General features: G+C 67.9%; 13 protein-coding genes. 6 read left to right on the plus strand and 7 right to left on the minus strand.

Annotated elements, in window-relative coordinates; translation table 11 throughout:
• Window positions 1-140: 140 nt before the first annotated feature.
• Complete coding sequence (locus tag C665_RS12515; protein WP_012585094.1) at window positions 141-1,541, minus strand: hypothetical protein; 1,401 nt, start codon at window positions 1,539-1,541, stop codon at window positions 141-143.
• Between the two features lie 200 nt (window positions 1,542-1,741).
• On the opposite strand from C665_RS12515, the gene C665_RS12520 reads away from it, so the two are divergent.
• A complete protein-coding gene (locus C665_RS12520) occupies window positions 1,742-2,536 on the plus strand; it encodes a thymidylate synthase (RefSeq protein WP_004312322.1) in 795 nt (264 codons plus the stop codon).
• The gene (locus C665_RS12525) at window positions 2,533-3,027 is read left to right on the plus strand and encodes a dihydrofolate reductase (protein ID WP_004312324.1); all 495 of its coding nucleotides are present in this window, start codon (window positions 2,533-2,535) and stop codon (window positions 3,025-3,027) included. Before C665_RS12520 ends, C665_RS12525 begins: the two co-directional genes overlap by 4 nt.
• Before the next feature lie 93 nt (window positions 3,028-3,120).
• Here the strand turns inward: C665_RS12525 and C665_RS12530 are convergent, their stop codons facing one another.
• The 3 genes from C665_RS12530 to apbC all read right to left on the minus strand — a co-directional run bounded on the left by C665_RS12530 (window position 3,121) and on the right by apbC (window position 7,363).
• Window positions 3,121-5,364: an arginine/lysine/ornithine decarboxylase gene (locus C665_RS12530; protein WP_004312326.1), complete on the minus strand. Its 2,244-nt coding sequence runs from the start codon at window positions 5,362-5,364 to the stop codon at window positions 3,121-3,123.
• 149 nt (window positions 5,365-5,513) lie between these two features.
• Window positions 5,514-6,080 carry a dCTP deaminase gene (gene dcd / locus C665_RS12535; protein ID WP_004312328.1) on the minus strand — a complete coding sequence of 189 codons (567 nt, stop codon included), beginning with the start codon at window positions 6,078-6,080 and terminating at the stop codon, window positions 5,514-5,516.
• A 191-nt stretch (window positions 6,081-6,271) separates the two neighbouring features.
• Window positions 6,272-7,363: an iron-sulfur cluster carrier protein ApbC gene (apbC, locus tag C665_RS12540; RefSeq protein WP_004312329.1), complete on the minus strand. Its 1,092-nt coding sequence runs from the start codon at window positions 7,361-7,363 to the stop codon at window positions 6,272-6,274.
• A gap of 216 nt (window positions 7,364-7,579) precedes the next feature.
• On the opposite strand from apbC, the gene C665_RS12545 reads away from it, so the two are divergent.
• The 4 genes from C665_RS12545 (at window position 7,580) to C665_RS12560 (ending at window position 12,632) form a co-directional block, all read left to right on the plus strand.
• Window positions 7,580-8,128 (plus strand): OmpA family protein, encoded by a 549-nt coding sequence (locus tag C665_RS12545; RefSeq protein ID WP_370695912.1) that lies wholly within the window; start codon window positions 7,580-7,582, stop codon window positions 8,126-8,128.
• Window positions 8,129-8,205: 77 nt separating this feature from the next.
• Complete coding sequence (metG, locus tag C665_RS12550) at window positions 8,206-10,407, plus strand: methionine--tRNA ligase (RefSeq protein ID WP_004312332.1); 2,202 nt, start codon at window positions 8,206-8,208, stop codon at window positions 10,405-10,407.
• A gap of 172 nt (window positions 10,408-10,579) precedes the next feature.
• Window positions 10,580-12,271, plus strand: a complete 1,692-nt coding sequence (locus tag C665_RS12555; protein ID WP_004312333.1) for a SulP family inorganic anion transporter — start codon at window positions 10,580-10,582, stop codon at window positions 12,269-12,271.
• Window positions 12,264-12,632 (plus strand): acylphosphatase, encoded by a 369-nt coding sequence (locus C665_RS12560; protein ID WP_370695913.1) that lies wholly within the window; start codon window positions 12,264-12,266, stop codon window positions 12,630-12,632. Before C665_RS12555 ends, C665_RS12560 begins: the two co-directional genes overlap by 8 nt.
• A gap of 219 nt (window positions 12,633-12,851) precedes the next feature.
• On the opposite strand, the gene dnaE is transcribed toward C665_RS12560, so the two are convergent.
• The 3 genes from dnaE to C665_RS12575 form a co-directional block, all read right to left on the minus strand.
• A complete protein-coding gene (gene dnaE / locus C665_RS12565) occupies window positions 12,852-16,376 on the minus strand; it encodes a DNA polymerase III subunit alpha (RefSeq protein ID WP_004312335.1) in 3,525 nt (1,174 codons plus the stop codon).
• A 43-nt stretch (window positions 16,377-16,419) separates the two neighbouring features.
• Complete coding sequence (locus C665_RS12570) at window positions 16,420-17,394, minus strand: quinone oxidoreductase family protein (RefSeq protein ID WP_004312336.1); 975 nt, start codon at window positions 17,392-17,394, stop codon at window positions 16,420-16,422.
• Window positions 17,395-17,461: 67 nt separating this feature from the next.
• Window positions 17,462-18,272 (minus strand): phospholipase A (locus C665_RS12575; RefSeq protein WP_004312338.1); only part of this gene is annotated, 811 nt, incomplete at its 5' end.

Below are 18,272 nucleotides of genomic sequence, written 5' to 3' on the forward strand. Positions count from 1 at the left end.
CAAAACCACAGGCCATCCACGCCAAGCACACTCGACCTGCGTCGCCCTCGCACGACGCCAACCAAAGAAATCCCCGCCCCCCCCCTTGCATCCGACAACCGCGAACGGCCGGTCGGATCGGCCAAGGAGCGCCTAAGGACTTACAGAACCTGGAACACCTGCAGTTGATAACCGGCTTCGCGCCGGAGAACACCGAGCGAGCGTAGTTTATGGACCGCCCCCGCGGTCTTGACGAAGACCGGCTCGGCGAGCGCAGGCGCATTGGCGGGCATCAAGACGCGCAAGGCCTCGCCCTTGCTCGGGAGATCGCACAGGATGCCGTCCACGCTGGCGCGACCGTCATCGATCACGCCGAGCGTCGGACTGCGAGCCAGCAACTCGATGCCCAGACCCGCGTGCGCAGCCCACATGCGCAACCGGCGCACGATGCCAAGCTGCCAGCCTTCGCCGTCCACGAAATGGATGCCGAGGAGTTCACCGATGTCTGGCCACGCGCGCGTCGGGTCGCTGTTGGCGACAATCTGCAGGCCGCTGCGACTGAAATCGACCACCCTCCAGTTTCGCGGCACCGGCAAGGGCTGCCCGCCGATCACCGCGGCACAGGCGTGCAATCCCCGCGCGATATCTGCGCTCGCCTCCTGGGCGTAACGGCGTCGTGTGCGCACCGGAGGGGTATGCGACCACTGCATGCGCAGGTATTCGACGGCTGCGCGGGCATGCTCGAGTGGCAGGCGCCCGAACGGAGCGGGCACGATCGAGCGCGCGAGCTGCCTCGAGAACTCGGTCAGCAACTCCCCCGCCGCCCACGGGGCGAAACGCCACTCGCCATCCCGGTGCTTGCCCATCTGGCGCACCGGGATGGTTCCCTCCTCGGGGATGACCACATACTGCGGAACATCCGCCGCGCGCCGATCGAGGGAGAGAAACGGAAGGCAAATATCCACCACGTGCCCGAGCGCGACGCCCATCTCGAGCTCGACCTGATCGAGGTTGATGCTGTAGTGGGCGACCGCGCGCAGGTATTCGCGCCCGATGCTGTGCAAGTCTCCGCCGACGACGCTGTCGCGGGCCTGCGGCGAGGAAGAGAACAACTGGCCGATGCGCCCCCAGAGCACCTCCTCGGGGCCGAAGCGATCGCAGGCGGACCACTTCAGCGCCTCGACCACGCTGCTCGCGAGACGCAACCGGATCTCTTCGGAGGCGGCCACCGAGTTCGACGGGGAGAGACACCAATAGCCATCGCACACTGCCATCCAGGCATCCCGGACCCCTGCGAGCCAACGCACCCACCACGCGTGGTCACGCTCGGGCGCGGCGCCTGCCAGAGCGCGCACCCCGACCGGCGCCGAGCGCTCGACTGCTTCACGCAAGGCGTCGTCGAAGCTGGACACCACATGCAAGCCCGCGACCTCCGTCTTCTGGCTTCCCGGTTTGTACAATGCCCGCAGCGTCGCAGTCGCCGCCTCCAGGCCCGCGACCGGGTTGCCTCCACCAGCGAGCACACCGGCAGGCGTGTAGTCGAGCGTCCTGGGCTGGTCCAAAGGGCTTTCTCCGCACAAACCGCGCCCTGCCTGTGTTCCCCAGGGAAAACAGGCGTCGCACGAAAGATTTCGTCACATTCTGAACCAGCGTCCACGGCGATGTCCACCGCATACACGCCGGGACGAAGCGATCGTATCGCCACCGCCATCACAGATCCTTCGCCCTGCACAGTAGAATCTCGCCTTTTCCGGGAGCGACGATGCGACAGTACCTCGACCTGATGCGCCATGTGCTCGAGCACGGCGACCCCAAGACCGACCGCACCGGCACCGGAACCCTGTCGGTGTTCGGCTGGCAGATGCGCTTCCGCCTGCAGGACGGTTTTCCGCTCCTGACCACCAAGAAGCTGCACACGCGCTCGATCATCCACGAGTTGCTGTGGTTCCTGCAGGGCGACACCAACATCCGCTACCTGAGAGAAAACGGCGTGTCGATCTGGGACGAATGGGCGGACGCCGACGGCGAGCTTGGCCCGGTGTACGGCAAGCAGTGGCGGCGCTGGGAGACCGCAGACGGGCGCAGCGTCGACCAGATCGCACGCGTCGTCGAAAGCATCCGGCGCACCCCGGATTCGCGCCGCCATCTCGTCTCGGCATGGAATCCGGGCGAAGTCGACGCCATGGCCCTGCCGCCCTGCCACGCGCTGTTCCAGTTCTACGTCGCCGGTGGTCGCCTGTCATGCCAGCTCTACCAGCGCAGCGCGGACATCTTCCTCGGCGTGCCCTTCAACATCGCCTCCTATGCCCTGCTCACCCACATGGTGGCGCAGGTGTGCGAGCTCGAAGCGGGCGATTTCGTGTGGACCGGTGGCGACTGCCACCTCTACAGCAACCACCTGAGGCAGGCGCGGGAGCAGCTCGAGCGCGCCCCGCGCCCCCTGCCGACGCTGCGCCTGAACCCCGCAGTGCGCGACCTCTTCGGCTTCCGCTTCGAGGACATCGCGCTCGAAGGCTACGACCCGCATCCGCACATCAAGGCCCCGGTGGCGGTATGAAGAAGCCCGAGATCGTCCTCATCGCCGCGGTCGCGCGCAACGGCACGATCGGCCGCGATAACGAGCTGCCCTGGCGGCTGAAGGCCGACCTGCAGCATTTCCGTGCCCTCACCCTGGGGCACCCGATCCTGATGGGGCGCAAGACCTGGCAATCGCTCGGCCGCCCGCTGCCAGGACGGCGCAACCTCGTGGTGAGCCGTACGCCGGATTACCGTGCCGAAGGCGCCGAATGCTTCGCCGACCCCGCGGCCGCGATCGCCGCGGCCGGCGAGGCCCAGACACTGTTCGTGATCGGCGGCGCCCAACTTTACGCCCAGCTGCTTCCCCTCGCCGACCGCCTCGAGCTCACCGAGGTGAAAGCCGACGTCGAGGGCGATGCGCACTTCCCCGCCGTCGATCCGGCGCGGTTCGTCGAGGAGCGTCGCGAGACACACCACGCCGACGCCGACAACGCCTTCGACTTCGATTTCGTGCGCTACTGCCGGCGCTGAGCCCGACGGCCGCGCCGACTGCCCTGCCGCAGAAACGACAAGGGCCGCATCGCGCGACCCTCGTCATTCGACACCCCCTGCGGCGGGAGCGGCTCAGCCCTTCACGCAATCCACGTGGTAGCGCCCGTCCTCGCCCTTGACCAGGCCGTGGATGTCGGTCTCGAAGCCGGGGAAGCGGGCGTTGAAGTCGCGCGCGAACTTGAGGTAGCGCACGATCGTCGCGTTGAAGCGCTCGCCCGGGATCAGCAGCGGGATGCCCGGCGGATAGGGCGTGACCAGCATCGCGGTGACGCGGCCCTCGAGCTCGTCGAGCGCCACGCGCTCGATCTCGCGGTGCGCCATCTTGGCGAAGGCGTCGGCGGGCTTCATCGCCGGCACCATGTCCGACAGATACATCTCGGTGGTCAGTCGGGCGACGTCGTTGGCCTTGTAGAAGCTGTGGATCTGGTCGCACAGATCCTTGAGCCCGACGCGCTCGTAGCGCGGATGCTTGGCGATGAATTCGGGCATCACGCGCCACAGCGGCTGGTTGCGGTCGTAGTCGTCCTTGAACTGCTGCAGCTCGGTCACCATCGTATTCCAGCGGCCCTTGGTGATGCCGATGGTGAACATGATGAAGAAGGAGTACAGGCCGGTCTTCTCGACGATGATGCCGTGCTCCGCGAGGTACTTGGTGACGATCGCCGCCGGGATGCCGGTGTGTTCGGCGAAGTCGCCGTCCATGTTCAGGCCCGGGGTGATGATCGTTGCCTTGATCGGGTCGAGGATGTTGAAGCCCTCGGCCAGGTTGCCGAAGCCATGCCAGCGCTCGCCGGCCTTCAGCGTCCAGTCGTCGCGCTCGCCGATGCCCTCCTCGGCCAGGTACTCCGGCCCCCAGACCTGGAACCACCATTCGTCGTCGCCGAATTCGGCGTCCACCTTGCGCATCGCGCGACGGAACTCCACCGCCTCGGAGAGCGATTCATTGACCAGTGCGGTGCCGCCCGGCGCCTCCATCATCGCCGCCGCCACGTCACAGGACGCGATGATCGCGTACTGCGGCGAGGTCGAGGTATGCATGAGGTAGGCCTCGTTGAAGATGTCGCGGTCGAGCCTGCGGGTCTGCGAGTCCTGCACCAGGATCTGCGAGGCCTGGCTGAGTCCGGCGAGCAGCTTGTGGGTGGACTGGGTGGCGAACACCATCGACTCGCGGCAGCGCGGACGATCGGCGCCGATCGCGTGATAGTCGCCGTAGAAGTCGTGGAAGGCGGCGTGCGGCAGCCAGGCTTCATCGAAGTGCAGGGTGTCGATCTCGCCGTCGAGCAGCTCCTTGATGGCCTCGACGTTGTACACCACGCCGTCGTAGGTCGACTGGGTGATGGTGAGGATGCGCGGCTTCTTGTTCTTCGCCTCGCGCGCGAAGGGGTTGGCCTCGATCTTCTTGCGGATGTTCTCCATTGAGAACTCCTCCAGCGGGATCGGGCCGATGATGCCGTAGTGGTTGCGCGTCGGCGTCAGGAACACCGGCACCGCGCCGGTCATGATGATCGAGTGGAGGATGGACTTGTGGCAGTTGCGGTCGACGACCACGATGTCGCCGGGCGCCACCGTGGTGTGCCAGACCATCTTGTTCGACGTCGACGTGCCGTTGGTGACGAAGTACAGGTGGTCGCAGTTGAAGATGCGCGCCGCGTTGCGCTCCGAGGCCGCCACCGGCCCGGTGTGGTCGAGCAGCTGGCCGAGTTCGTCGACCGCATTGCACACGTCCGCGCGCAGCATGTTCTCGCCGAAGAACTGGTGGAACATCTGCCCCACCGGGCTTTTCAGAAAAGCAACGCCACCCGAGTGCCCCGGGCAGTGCCACGAGTACGAGCTGTCGGCCGCGTAGTGCACCAGCGCGCGGAAGAAGGGCGGCGCCAGCGAATCGAGATAGTTCTTCGCCTCGCGCACCACGTAGCGCGCGATGAACTCCGGCGTGTCCTCGAACATGTGGATGAAGCCGTGCATCTCGCGCAGCACGTCGTTGGGGATGTGGCGCGTGGTGCGCGTCTCGCCGTGCAGGAAGATCGGGATGTCGGCGTTGCGGAAGCGGATCTCGACGACAAACGCGCGCAGGTCGGCGATCGCCTTGGCCGAGGCCTCGGGCGAGGAGAACTCCTCGTCGTCGATCGACAGGATGAAGGTCGAGCCACGGCTCTGCTGCTGCGCGAAGGACGTCAGGTCGCCGTAGCTGGTGACGCCGAGCACTTCCATGCCCTCTTCCTCGATCGCCTTGGCGAGCGCGCGGATCCCCAGTCCCGAGGTGTTCTCCGAGCGGAAGTCCTCGTCGATGATGATGATGGGGAAGTGGAATCTCATCCTGGTCGTCTCCAGCGGGTCCGTGCGGGCCGGGTAAAGCCGGCAGTGTACTCCGGCGAAGATTGCCCGCGCGTTACCGAAATTGGTTCGAAAAAGCACAAGGGGCCGTCAGGCGGCCCCGTGGAGGAAGGTCGGCGAAGCGAAGGCGCTCAGATCTTGGGCAGGGTGACGCCGGTCTGCCCGAGGTACTTGCCGCCGCGATCCCTGTACGAGGTCTCGCACACCTCGTCCGACTCGAAGAACAGCATCTGCGCCACGCCCTCGTTGGCGTAGATCTTCGCCGGCAGCGGCGTGGTGTTGGAGAACTCGAGGGTCACGTGGCCTTCCCACTCGGGCTCGAGCGGGGTGACGTTCACGATGATGCCGCAGCGCGCGTAGGTGCTTTTGCCCAGGCACACGGTCAGCACGCTGCGCGGAATGCGGAAGTACTCGACCGTGCGCGCGAGTGCAAAGGAGTTCGGCGGGATGATGCACACGTCGCCGGTGAAGTCGACGAAGTTGCGCGCATCGAAGTCCTTGGGGTCGACGATGGTCGAGTTGATGTTGGTGAAAATCTTGAATTCGTTCGCCACGCGCACGTCGTAGCCATAGCTCGAGGTGCCGTAGGACACGATGCGGCCGGTGTCGTTGCTGCGCACCAGTTCCGGCGCGAAGGGCTCGATCATGCGGGCCTGTTCGGCCATGCGGCGGATCCACTTGTCGGACTTGATGGACATGGGCGCGTCTTCCGGCGGGTTGCGGTGCGGGCGGCGGAGGCCGTCCGTGAAAAGCCGCGTAGTGTAAGGCAGGCAAGCGGCGGACGAAAGGCGGAGGGAAAACGAATCGCGGCCGGATCGCGCGAAGTTGGCGCACGGCGGGCACGCTCGACGTGCGCGCCCGCCGCTACGGACGGGCGCGGCCTGCGCAATCAGGCGGACTTGAACACGATGTTGGGGAACTTGTGCGTCATGTCCTTCGAGCGCTCGGCGATGCGCACCGCCACCTTGCGCGCGATCTGCTTGTAGATCGAGGCGATGCGGCCATCCGGATCGGCGACCACGGTGGGCGCGCCGCTGTCGGCCTCGGTGCGGATCTGGATGTCGAGCGGCAGCGCACCGAGGAAGGGCACCTTGAAGTCCGCGCACATCTTCTCGCCGCCACCCTGGCCGAAGATGTGCTCCTCGTGGCCGCACTTCGAGCAGATGTGGATGCTCATGTTCTCGACCACGCCGAGGATGGGCACGCCCACCTTCTCGAACATCTTCACGCCCTTGCGCGCGTCAAGCAGCGCGATGTCCTGCGGCGTGGTGACGATCACCGCGCCGGTCACCGGCACGCTCTGCGACAGGGTGAGCTGGATGTCGCCGGTGCCCGGGGGCATGTCGATGACGAGGTAGTCGAGGTCGTCCCAGGCGGTGTCCTTGAGCATCTGGTTGAGCGCCTGCGTGGCCATCGGGCCGCGCCACACCATCGGCGTATCGGGGTCGATCAGGAAGCCGATCGACATCGCCTGCAGCCCGAAGGCCTGCAGCGGGGTCATGGTCTTGCCGTCCTCCGACACCGGGCGCTGGTCGCCGATGCCCAGCATCTGTGGCTGCGAGGGACCGTAGATGTCGGCGTCGAGCAGGCCGACGCGGGCACCTTCGGCCGACAACGCGAGCGCGAGGTTCACCGCGGTCGTGCTCTTGCCCACGCCGCCCTTGCCCGAGGCCACCGCGATGATGTTGCGCACGCCCGGCAGCAGCTTGACGCCCTGCTGCACCGCGTGCGCGACCACCTTGCTAGACACCGTCACGGCGACGCGCTCCACGCCCGGCAGCTTGGCCACGGCCTCGCTCAGCAGCGCGCGGATCGGATCGTGCTGGCTCTTCGCCGGGTAGCCGAGCTCGACGTCGAAGCGGACCTCGCCACCCTGCACCGACAGGTTGCGGATGCTGCGCCCCGCCACGAAATCCTTGCCGGTGTTGGGATCGATCACCTGCTTGAGCGCTTCGGTTACGGTTTGCTGATCAAGACTCATCGCGTTTTCCTCGAAAATCGGTGCACCCGCCGCCGGGTGGAAGCGGCAGAATCATACCGGAGCGCAGCGCCGGACTCATCCGCGTTCTGCGCAGGGTTTCTCGCCCGCCCCCGCACCCGACCCCGTTCGACGAATTTCCCGCGCGCCGCATGCAGGCGCCACATGCACATGACTTTGCGCAATTCCCGCCACAGACCCGGCTTCCCGACGGCCCTCGTGTCCGCCACCCTGCTCGCCGGCCTCCTCGCCGCCTGCGCCAGCCCTGGCGGCAATGGCACGGCCACCGACGCGATCCACCGCCATGCGCTGGTGCGGACCGCACCGCCCGAACCGTCCTGGGCCGCACTTCGCGAGCAGCTCGCCAAGGCCACCACCGGCCTCGCGGGAGTCGAGATCGGCAGCGCCGGCGACACGGGCTTCCGCGTGCAGATCCCGGTCGCCGACGGCTTCGCCAGCGGCAGTCCGGCAATCCGTCCGACGCTCGGACGCGCGCTCGACGCGCTCGCGCCCGCGCTCGCGGCCGAGGCCGGAGTGGCGGTGCGGGTGGTCGGCCACACCGACAGCCAAGGCAGCGAGATGGTCAACCTGCGCCTGTCGATCGCGCGCGCGGAGGCAGTGGTGGCGTGGCTGCGCGAGCGCGGCATCGCCCTCGACCGCCTCGCCGCCGACGGTCGCGGCGAGGCCGATCCGCTCACGTCCAACGCCACCGAGGAAGGCCGCGTGCGCAACCGCCGCATCGAGCTGATCCTCTCGCGCATGCCCTGAGCGCGCGCCACGGCGCGGCATCGCGTGCCGCTTTGCTAAACTCTCGACTTTATCCGGCACCGGTTCCCGCACCCATCATGTCCCGCAAGCTCCTCGTCACCAACGCCCTGCCCTACGCCAACGGCGACATCCACCTCGGCCACCTCGTGGGCTACATCCAGGCCGACATCTGGGTGCGCTACCAGCGCATGCGCGGCCACTCGGTGCACTACGTGTGCGCGGACGACACCCACGGCACGCCGGTCATGCTGCGCGCCGAAAAGGAAGGGCTCACGCCCGAGCAGCTCATCGAGCGCGTGCACGGCGAGCACCTGCGCGACTTCACCGCCTTCGGCGTCGCATTCGACAATTACCACTCGACGCACAGCGCCGAGAACCGTTTCTATGCCGAGGACATCTACGCCAGACTGAAGGCGGGCGGCCTGATCGACACACGCTCGATCGAGCAGTACTACGACCCGGTCAAGGAGATGTTCCTCCCCGACCGCTTCATCAAGGGCGAGTGCCCGAAGTGCGGCGCCCCCGACCAGTACGGCGACAACTGCGAGGCCTGCGGCGCGGCCTACGCCCCCACCGAGCTCAAGAACCCCTATTCCGCGGTGTCCGGCGCCAAGCCGGTGCTGAAGACCTCGGAGCACTACTTCTTCCGTCTGTCGGACGAACGCGCGGTCGCCTTCCTGCGCGAATGGACGCGCGGAACCAACGCCGCCGGCGAGCGCCGCCTGCAGATGGAAGCCGCCAACAAGATGAAGGAGTGGCTCGGAGAAAACGCAACTGAGGAAGGCGAGAACACGCTCTCCGACTGGGACATCTCGCGCGACGCACCCTACTTCGGCTTCGAGATTCCGGGTGCGCCGGGCAAGTACTTCTATGTGTGGCTGGACGCACCGATCGGCTACCTCGCCAGCTTCCGCAACCTCGCTGCCAAGCGCGCCGCCGCGGGCGAGACGATCGCCGTCGAGGACTACACCGACGCCGCCCGCGCCGCCGCGGCCGGCACCGAGATGGTGCACTTCATCGGCAAGGACATCCTCTACTTCCACGCCCTGTTCTGGCCCGCGATGCTGAAGTTCGCCGGCTACGCCACGCCCAGCCGGCTGTGCGTGAACGGCTTCCTCACCGTCGACGGCGCCAAGATGAGCAAGAGCCGCGGCACCTTCATCACCGCGCACTCCTACATCGCGCAGAAGCTCGACCCCGAGTGGCTGCGCTACTACTTCGCCGGCAAGTCGAACGGCACCATGGAGGACGTCGACCTCAACCTCGACGACATGATCGCCAAGGTCAATTCCGAGCTCGTGGGCAAGTTCGTGAACATCGCCAGCCGCTGCGCCGGCTTCATCGGCAAGCGCTTCGACGGCCGCCTGGGTGAGGCCGACGCCGCCGCCTGTGCCGAGTTCGCCGCCGCCTGGAGCGAGGGCCGAGTCGCCACCGCGTTCGAGGAGCGCGACTACAGCCGCGCGCTGCGCGAGGTCATGCGCCTGGCCGACCTCGCCAACCAGTACGTGAACGACCACAAGCCCTGGGAACTCGCCAGGCAGGAAGGCCAGGAAGCCCGCCTGCACACGGTGTGCAGCACCGCGCTGACCATGTTCCGCGACCTCACCCGCTACCTGAAGCCGGTGCTGCCGGCGCTCGCCGCGCAGGTCGAAACCTTCCTCGCCATCCCGGCCATGGACTGGCAGGGCGACTGGGCGGCGCTGCCTGCCGGCCATGCCATCCAGGCCTACAGCCACCTGATGACCCGCGTCGAGCGCAAGCAGATCGACGCCCTGCTCGAGGCCAACCGCGAGTCGCTCGCTCCGGCGACGGCGGCGCCCGCGAAGACAGACAAGCCTGCCAAGGACACCGAGGCGGCGTCCTCGCAGCAGCGCCACGCCGAGAAACAGCAGCATTCGGCCCAGGCTGCGGAGACCGCCTCGCCGCATATCACGATCGACGATTTCACCAAGGTCGAGCTGCGCATCGCGAGGATCGTCGATGCCCAGCACGTCGAAGGCGCCGACAAACTGATCCGGCTTGCGCTCGACATCGGCGAGGCCGACGAGTCCGGCAACCCGAAACCGCGCCAGGTCTTCGCGGGCATCAAGTCGGCCTACGACCCGGCGACGCTCATCGGGCGCCTGACGGTGATGGTCGCCAACCTCGCGCCGCGCAAGATGAAGTTCGGCATGAGCGAGGGCATGGTGCTCGCAGCCTCCGACGCCGCCGGCAACACGCCAGGGATCTTCCTGCTCTCACCCGACGCCGGCGCGCACCCCGGCATGAAGGTGAAGTAAGCCGCACCGAGTCGCCGTCATGCCGCTCACACCCTCGAAACGCTGGATCGTCCTGCATCACGCCGGCCGAGGGTGACCGTCTCCGCGCTCCGCGCCGCCTGCCTGCCCTCGATGGCGGCGGCGCCGCCCGGGCCTCGCGCCCCGTCCTGAACCAGTACGCAGCGGAGACAACATGAAACTCGACTTCCGTCCCAAGCTCTTCGACACCCTGCCCGGCTACAGCCGTGCGACCTTCGTCGGCGACCTCTCCTCGGGCATCACCGTGGGCGTGCTCGCGCTGCCGCTCGCGATGGCGTTCGCGATCGCCAGTGGCATGTCGCCTACCGCGGGCATCTGGACCGCGATCGTCGCCGGCTTCCTGATCGCCTTCCTTGGTGGCTCCAAGGTGCAGATCGGCGGGCCCACCGGCGCCTTCATCCCGATCATCTACGCCATCGTCGCCGACCTCGGCGTGCAGAACCTGCTCATCGCCACCATGATGTCGGGCGTGCTGCTGTTCGCCATGGGCGCGCTGCGCCTGGGCAACATGATCCGCTTCATCCCGCTGTCGGTCGTGATCGGCTTCACCAACGGCATCGCGGTGGTGATCTTCATCTCGCAGATCAAGGACTTCCTCGGCCTGCAGATCGCCGACCTGCCGGGCGAGTTCTTCGCCAAGATGGGGGCGCTCGCCGCGGCGCTGCCCACGCTGCACCTGCCCACGGTGGCGGTGGCGCTCGTGTCGCTCGCGATCCTGGTGGCGTGGAACCGCCAGGCCGTGAAGACCGCGTGGATGCGCCGCCTGCCCGGCCCGCTCGCGGTACTGATCATCCTGACCGCGATCAACGCCCTGATCGCGCTCCCGGTCGACACCATCGGCAGCCGCTTCGGCGGCATCCCGCAGGAAATTCCGCCCTTCGGCCTGCCGGAACTGAGCCTGTCCACGCTCGGCAAGCTGATCGCGCCGGCGATCACGATCGCGCTGCTCGGCGCGATCGAGTCGCTCCTCTCGGCGCGCGTCGCCGACAGCCAGATCGACGACCGCCACGACCCCAACCAGGAGCTGATGGCGCAGGGCATCGCCAACGTCGCCGCGCCGCTCTTCGGCGGCTTCGCCGCCACCGGCGCGATCGCGCGCACCGCGACCAACATCCGCACCGGCGGACGCACCCCGATCGCCGGCATGATCCACGCCGGCGTGCTGCTCGCGATCGTGCTCGCGCTCGCCCCGCTCGCCAGCCACATCCCGCTCGCCACGCTGTCGGCGATCGTGGTCATCGTGTCGATCAACATGGGAGAGTGGCACGCCTTCGCGCCGAAGGAGCTCGCGCGCTACTCGCTCAACTACCGCACCATCCTGCTCGGCACCTTCTTCATCACCGTGGTGTTCGACCTCACCCTGGCGGTCGAGATCGGGATGGCGCTCGCGAGCCTATTCTTCATCTACCGCATGTCCGACCTCACCCGCATCGACCGCGTGCCACTGGAAGACTTCTATGGCGTCGAAGCCTTGTCCCACCCCGACGGCACGCCGCGCATCGTCGCCTACAAGCTCAAGGGCAGCCTCTTCTTCGGCGCCGCCAACAAGCTCGAGAACCTGCTGCTCGGGCTGCCCGGCCACCCCGAGGTGGTCGTGCTGGACCTCGACAAGGTGATCAACATCGACACCACCGGCCTGGACATCCTGCAGACCCTGCACCGCAACCTGCAGAAGCGCGGCGCCCACCTCGTGCTGTGCGGACTCAACTCGCAACCCGGCTCGATCGTGTTCCGCTCGGGCTTCAGCGACAAGCTCGGCGACGACAACATCGCCGCCAACCTCACCGAGGCGCTGATCCGCGCCCAGCGCCTGAGCGGGCGCGAGCCGGAGATCGCCTATGCCTGAGCGGAAATCGCCCACGCCTGAACAGCACTCGAGCATGCCCGACGGGAAATCACCGCTGCCCGCTGCAAGCGCGCCGGCGGCGGACGCCATCGCCCGCCGCCTGCGCATCCACGGCAGGGTGCAGGGCGTCTGGTATCGCGGCAGCGCGACCGCCGAGGCGGCGCGCCTCGGCCTCTCGGGCTGGGTGCGCAACCGCAGCGACGGAACGGTCGAGGCGCTCGCGATCGGCCCGCTCGTCAAGGTCGAAACCTTCGTCGCCTGGGCCCACCGGGGCCCGGAGAATGCGCGCGTGTCGCGGGTGGAGGTGTTCGAGGCCGAACTCGAGCGCCTCACCGGCTTCGAGCAGCGTCCGACGGTTTGAGCACAGCCCGACCCGAACGAAGCGCCCTCGACTTCCGCGACGGCGACGCGGCGCGCCCGTTGCGCGCCGTGGGAGTTCATGCGCTGTGATCGCGACTTGCGTCGCTCCTACGAAAACCCGCAGACCCCCAGCGCATGTTCGATTCCCGTGGGAGCGACGCAAGTCGCGATTGCAGCGCCTCCATTCCACGCCGCAGTCGTCACCGCACCGGGCGGCGCCTCAGGGGTACACCACCTCGACCGCCTCGCCCGGCAGCCATTCGCGCAGGCTCTCCAGCAGCGCGTCGTCCAGGCGCACGCGCCACCCGTCGCCGAGCGGGAGCTCGGCTTCGGCGGCGGCGTTGCGATAGCGGACGCGGATCGGGCAGCCGCCCTCGCGGAAGGGCTCGAGCAGGGTCTGCAGCTTGCCGGCCGCGCCCGCCGCACCGCCGCTGGCGGCAAGCTCGCCGTCGATGCGTAGCGACAGCGCGCGTGCGAAACGGCTGCGCGCCTCGCCGAGGGTGAGCAGGCGGTCGGCGTTGATGCGCAGGCCACCGGAGAAATCGTCGTTGCTCACCTTGGCCTCCACCACCAGCACCTCGTCGGTGACGATCTTGCCGCGGCTCGCCTCCAGCACCTCGGAATACACCGTGACCTCGCGCGGCTCGGTACCGTCGTCGAGCAGCACGAAGGCCATCTTGCCGCGGTTGCCGACCTTGGTGCGCTGCTCCATCACCACGCCGGCCAGCATGGTGATGTCGCGCGAGGGCTCGAGCTGCGCCAGCGTGCGGCGCACGAAGCGGCGCACCTCGGGCTTGAAGGCGTTGAAGGGATGGCCGGAGAGGAAGAAGCCGATCGCGAGCTTCTCTTCCTTGAGGCGCTCGCGCTCGGTCCACGCACGCACCTTGGCGAACTCGGGCGCCGCGCCCGCGGCCTCCGGCATCAGGTCGAAGAGCCCACCCTGCATCGCGTTGGCCGCCGCCTGTTCGGCCGCCTCCATCGCCAGCGCGACGGTCGCCATCAGCTGCGCGCGGTCCAGGCCCTTGTGGCCCGGCAGGGTGTCCATCGCGCCGGCGCGGATCAGCGCCTCGATGACGCGGCGGTTTACCATGCGGCGATCGACGCGCTCGCAGAAATCGAACAGGTCGCGGAAGTCTCCGCCCTTCTCGTGCGCGGCGAGGATCGCGCGCACCGCAGGCTCGCCCACGCCCTTCACCGCGCCCAGGCCGTAGCGGATGATCTTGCGATCCACCGGCACGAAGCGGTAGTCGGAGGCGTTGACATCCGGCGGCAGCACCTTGATGCCGTTGGCGAGCGTGTCTTCGTAGAAGATCTTGACGGTATCGGTGTTGTCCAGGTCGGACGACATCGTCGCCGCCATGAAGGCCGCGCAGTGGTGCGCCTTGAGCCAGGCGGTGTGGTAGGTGACCACCGCGTAGGCCGCGGTGTGCGACTTGTTGAAGCCGTACTCCGCGAACTTGGTCATCAGGTCGAAGAGCTGCTCGGCGAGCGCCGGGTCATAGCCCTTCTGCTTCGCACCCTCGGCGATGGTGGCGCGGTGCTTGGCCATCTCGTCGGCCTTCTTCTTGCCCATCGCGCGGCGCAGCATGTCGGCACCGCCAAGCGTGTAGCCCCCGATGATCTGGGAGATCTGCATCACCTGTTCCTGGTACACGATCACGCCGTAGGTCGGCTCCAGGCAGGCCTTGAGGTCGGGGTGGAAGTAGTCGATCTCCTGCTGGCCCTTCTTGCGCAGGATGAAGTCGTCCACCATGCCCGAGCCGAGCGGGCCGGGACGGTAGAGCGCGAGCACCGCGATGATGTCCTCGAAGCGGTCGGGCGCGAGCTTCTTGAGCAGCTTCTTCATGCCGTCCGATTCGACCTGGAAGATCGCCGTGGTGTTGGCGTCCTTGAGGATCTGGTAGGCGGCGGGATCCTCGAAGCCCAGGCTCATCAGGTCCGGACGGCTGCCCTCCAGGCGCGCCACGTACTCCAGCGCGAGCTCGATGATGGTCAGGTTGCGCAGGCCGAGGAAGTCGAACTTGACCAGGCCCACGGCTTCGACGTCGTCCTTGTCGAACTGCGACACCGGCGTGGCGTCGTCGCCGTCGGCGATGTAGAGCGGACAGAAGTCGGTGAGCTTGCCGGGCGCGATCAGCACGCCGCCGGCGTGCATGCCGACGTTGCGGCTCAAGCCCTCCAGCGGCTGCGCCAGGCTCCACAGGTCGCGCACCGACTCGCCGTCGTTGCCGTCGGCCATCATCTCGCCGATCTGCGGCTCCATCTCGTAGGCCTTGTTCAGCGAGACGGGCTTGGCGCCCTCGATCGGGATCAGCTTGGAGAGGCGGTCGCACAGGCCGTAAGGCAGATCCAGCACGCGGCCGACGTCGCGCACCACCGCCTTCGAGGCCATGGTGCCGAAGGTGGCGATCTGGCTCACCGCGTCCTTGCCGTAGCGCTCGCGCACGTACTCGATGACGCGGTAGCGGTTGTCCTGGCAGAAGTCGATGTCGAAGTCGGGCATCGACACCCGCTCGGGGTTGAGGAAGCGCTCGAACAGCAGCGCGTACTCGAGGGGGTCGATGTCGGTGATCTTGAGCGAGTAGGCCACCAGCGAGCCCGCGCCGGAGCCCCGCCCCGGCCCGACCGGCACGCCGTTGTTCTTGCCCCACTGGATGAAGTCGGCCACGATCAGGAAGTAGCCGGGGAAGCCCATCTGGATGATGGTGTCGGTCTCGAACTTCAGCCGCTGCTCGTAGCGAGGGCGCTGACGCTTGCGCTCCTCCGGGTGCGGGTAGAGCTGGGCGAGGCGCTCCTCCAGCCCCTTCTTCGCCTCCGCGACGAGGAAGTCGTCGAGCGTCATGCCCTCGGGCGTCGGGAACAAGGGCAGGAAGTTCTTGCCGAGTTGCACGGTGAGCGAGCAGCGGCGCGCAATCTCGACCGCGTTCTCGAGCGCCTCGGGCAGATCGGCGAAGAGCTCGCACATCTCCGCCTGGCTCTTGAGGTACTGCTCCTCGGTGAAGTCGCGCGGCCGGCGCTTGTCGGCGAGCACGTAGCCCTGCGCGATGCAGACGCGCGCCTCGTGTGCCTTGAAATCCTCGCGCTTGAGGAACTGCACCGGGTGAGTCGCCACCACCGGCAGGCCGAGCCGGCCGGCGAGTTCCACCGCGTGGCGGATGTAGGACTCGGTGCCGGGATGCCCGGCGCGCTGGATCTCGATGTAGAAGGCGTCCGGAAACAGCCGCGCCCAGTCGGCCGCGAGCTGTTCGGCGAGCGCGAGGTTGCCGGCCGCGATCGCCGCACCGATGTCGCCGCTCATCGCACCCGACAGGCACAGCAGCGCGCTTGCCGCACCATTCTCGAACCACTCGCGGCGCATCTCGGCGCGGCCGCGGTGCTTGTTCTCGAGGTAGGCGCGCGTCAGCAGCTCGCACAGCTGACCATAGCCCGCGCGGTTCTTGCAGATGAGCAGCACGCGCTGCGGCTTGTCGCGCTCGGCCTCGTTGCGGATCCAGGCGTCGACGCCGACGATGGGCTTGATGCCCTTGCCGCGCGCGCCCTTGTAAAACTTGACCATGCCGAACAGGTTGGCGAGATCGGAGACGCCGAGCGCCGGCATGCCGTCGGCCGCGGCGGCGGCGATCGCCTGGTCGAGCTGGACGATGCCGTCGGTGATCGAATATTCGGAGTGCAGGCGGAGATGCACGAAGCGCGGAGCGCTCGGCACGATGGGCGCTTCGGCCGTGGAGGGGGCAGCAGGATTCATGGCGCGGATTTTACCCGACGCCGCCCGCCCCCGCCGCCGACACTCAGGGCAACAGCACCGTCGAGCCGGTGGTCTTGCGCGCCTCGAGGTCGCGGTGCGCCTGGGCCGCGTCCTTCAGCGCATAGCGCTGCAGGATCTCGATCCTCACCTGGCCGCTGCGCACCACCTCAAACAGCGCCGCGGCGCGTTCGACGAGCTCCGCGCGGCTGGCGATGTAGTCGGGCAGCCCGGGCCGAGTGACATAGACCGAGCCCGCCTTGTGCAGCAAGGCGCAATCGAAGGCGGCGACCGGACCGGTGGCGTTGCCGTAGCTCACCATGGTGCCGCGGCGGCGCAGACAGGCGACCGAATCGAGGAAGGTGTCGCGCCCGACCGAATCGTACACCACCGCGACGCCTTCGCCGCCAGTGAGCGCGCGCACGCGCTCGGGGAAGTTCTCGCGCGAGTACACGATGACGTGGTCGCAGCCGAGCGCGCGCGCGCGCTGCGCCTTGTCATCGTTGCCCACGGTGCCGATCACGGTTGCGCCGAGCTGCTTCGCCCACTGCACCAGGATCGAGCCGACCCCACCCGCCGCCGCATGCACCAGGATGGTCTCGCCCGCCTTGACCGGGTAGGTGGCGTGCAACAGGTATTGTGCGGTAATGCCCTGCAGCATCATCGCCGCGCCCTGCTCGAAGGAGATGTCGTCCGGCAACGGCACCAGGTGGCGCGCCTCGATGTTGCGCGCCTCGGCATAGGCATCGAGCGGGCCGCTGGTATAGGCCACGCGGTCGCCCACCTTCAGCTCGGCGACACCGTCGCCGACCGCCTCCACCACGCCCGCCCCCTCCATGCCCAGCCCGGACGGCAGCGTCAGCGGGTACAGGCCACTGCGGTGATAGGTGTCGATGAAGTTGAGCCCCACCGCATGGTGGCGCAGGCGCACCTCGCCGGTCGCGGGTGGCGGCAGCTCGACGGCCTCCCACTGCAGGACTTCGGGGCCGCCGGTGCGGTGGATTCGGATCGCATGGGTCATCGGATTCTCCTCGGGATTCCTTGCGCGCAGCGTCGGAGGGAGCCCGGCCACGCGGCGTCGGGTGATCTTAGCGTACCAGCGAGACCCCGATGCGGTACTGCGCTTCCTTGTTCTCGTCGTACTCGAGCAGGGTCTCGCCATAGCCCTTGAAGGCCTGCAGATGGACGAAGGCGCCCACCCCGGAGAACACGCTGCGCCGGATCGGATAGGACAGGTCGTACTGGGTGCCCATCTTGCCCTCGGTGCCGCGCCGGATCAGCGTGGAGAACAGCCAGCCGTCGTCGCGGCCGAGGCGCAGGCCGAGCTCGGCGTGGCCGCGGTAGCGCGCGATGTCGGGATTGTCCTCCCGATCGAGGTAGGTCCACGCCTTGGGCACGACGCCGAGGTAGGAGCCGGACTCGTCCAGGCGCAGGCGCGCGTCGGCGCGCACGAAGAGCGTGTCGATGCTGCGCGAGGGCATGTCCTCCTTGCCGTTCGATTCGTGCTCGTAACCGCCGGAGAGTGCCAGCGAACCGCGCTTTTGCGGGTCGTCGAGCGCGAAGCGGTAGAACAGCGAAGGGCGGAAGCTCGAATCGCGGAATGGCTTGGATTCCGACTGCAGGTCCCACAGCGAGGTCTGGGTGAAGCCGAAGTAGAGCCCGCTCGCCACCGGGATCGTCTCCGCCACCACGCCCTGCTCGTCGAAGATGCGGTAACGGAAGCTGAACTGGAAGCGCGCAGATACCGGGTCGCGTCCGCCGATGAGGAAGTACATCGGCTCGTGGAAGCCGAAGCCCGACGGCTCGACCGGCGCCGCATCGGACGGCACCGCCGCCACCGGCGCCATCGGCGCCACCGCGGCCGCTGGGGCGACCGCCGTCGTGCCGGCCGCGGCGACC

The sequence above is a fragment of the Thauera aminoaromatica S2 genome (assembly GCF_000310185.1).
GTDB classification, from domain to species: Bacteria; Pseudomonadota; Gammaproteobacteria; order Burkholderiales; family Rhodocyclaceae; genus Thauera; species Thauera aminoaromatica.

Bases quoted from the DNA above. Each gene is read 5' to 3' on its own strand.
- C665_RS12520 (WP_004312322.1), top strand. From the start codon at position 1,742: ATGCGACAGTACCTCGACCTGATGCGCCATGTGCTCGAGCACGGCGAC.
- C665_RS12525 (WP_004312324.1), top strand. From the start codon at position 2,533: ATGAAGAAGCCCGAGATCGTCCTCATCGCCGCGGTCGCGCGCAACGGC.
- C665_RS12530 (WP_004312326.1), bottom strand. From the start codon at position 5,364: ATGAGATTCCACTTCCCCATCATCATCATCGACGAGGACTTCCGCTCG.
- dcd (WP_004312328.1), bottom strand. From the start codon at position 6,080: ATGTCCATCAAGTCCGACAAGTGGATCCGCCGCATGGCCGAACAGGCC.
- apbC (WP_004312329.1), bottom strand. From the start codon at position 7,363: ATGAGTCTTGATCAGCAAACCGTAACCGAAGCGCTCAAGCAGGTGATC.
- metG (WP_004312332.1), top strand. From the start codon at position 8,206: ATGTCCCGCAAGCTCCTCGTCACCAACGCCCTGCCCTACGCCAACGGC.
- C665_RS12555 (WP_004312333.1), top strand. From the start codon at position 10,580: ATGAAACTCGACTTCCGTCCCAAGCTCTTCGACACCCTGCCCGGCTAC.
- C665_RS12560 (WP_370695913.1), top strand. From the start codon at position 12,264: ATGCCTGAGCGGAAATCGCCCACGCCTGAACAGCACTCGAGCATGCCC.
- dnaE (WP_004312335.1), bottom strand. From the start codon at position 16,376: ATGAATCCTGCTGCCCCCTCCACGGCCGAAGCGCCCATCGTGCCGAGC.
- C665_RS12570 (WP_004312336.1), bottom strand. From the start codon at position 17,394: ATGACCCATGCGATCCGAATCCACCGCACCGGCGGCCCCGAAGTCCTG.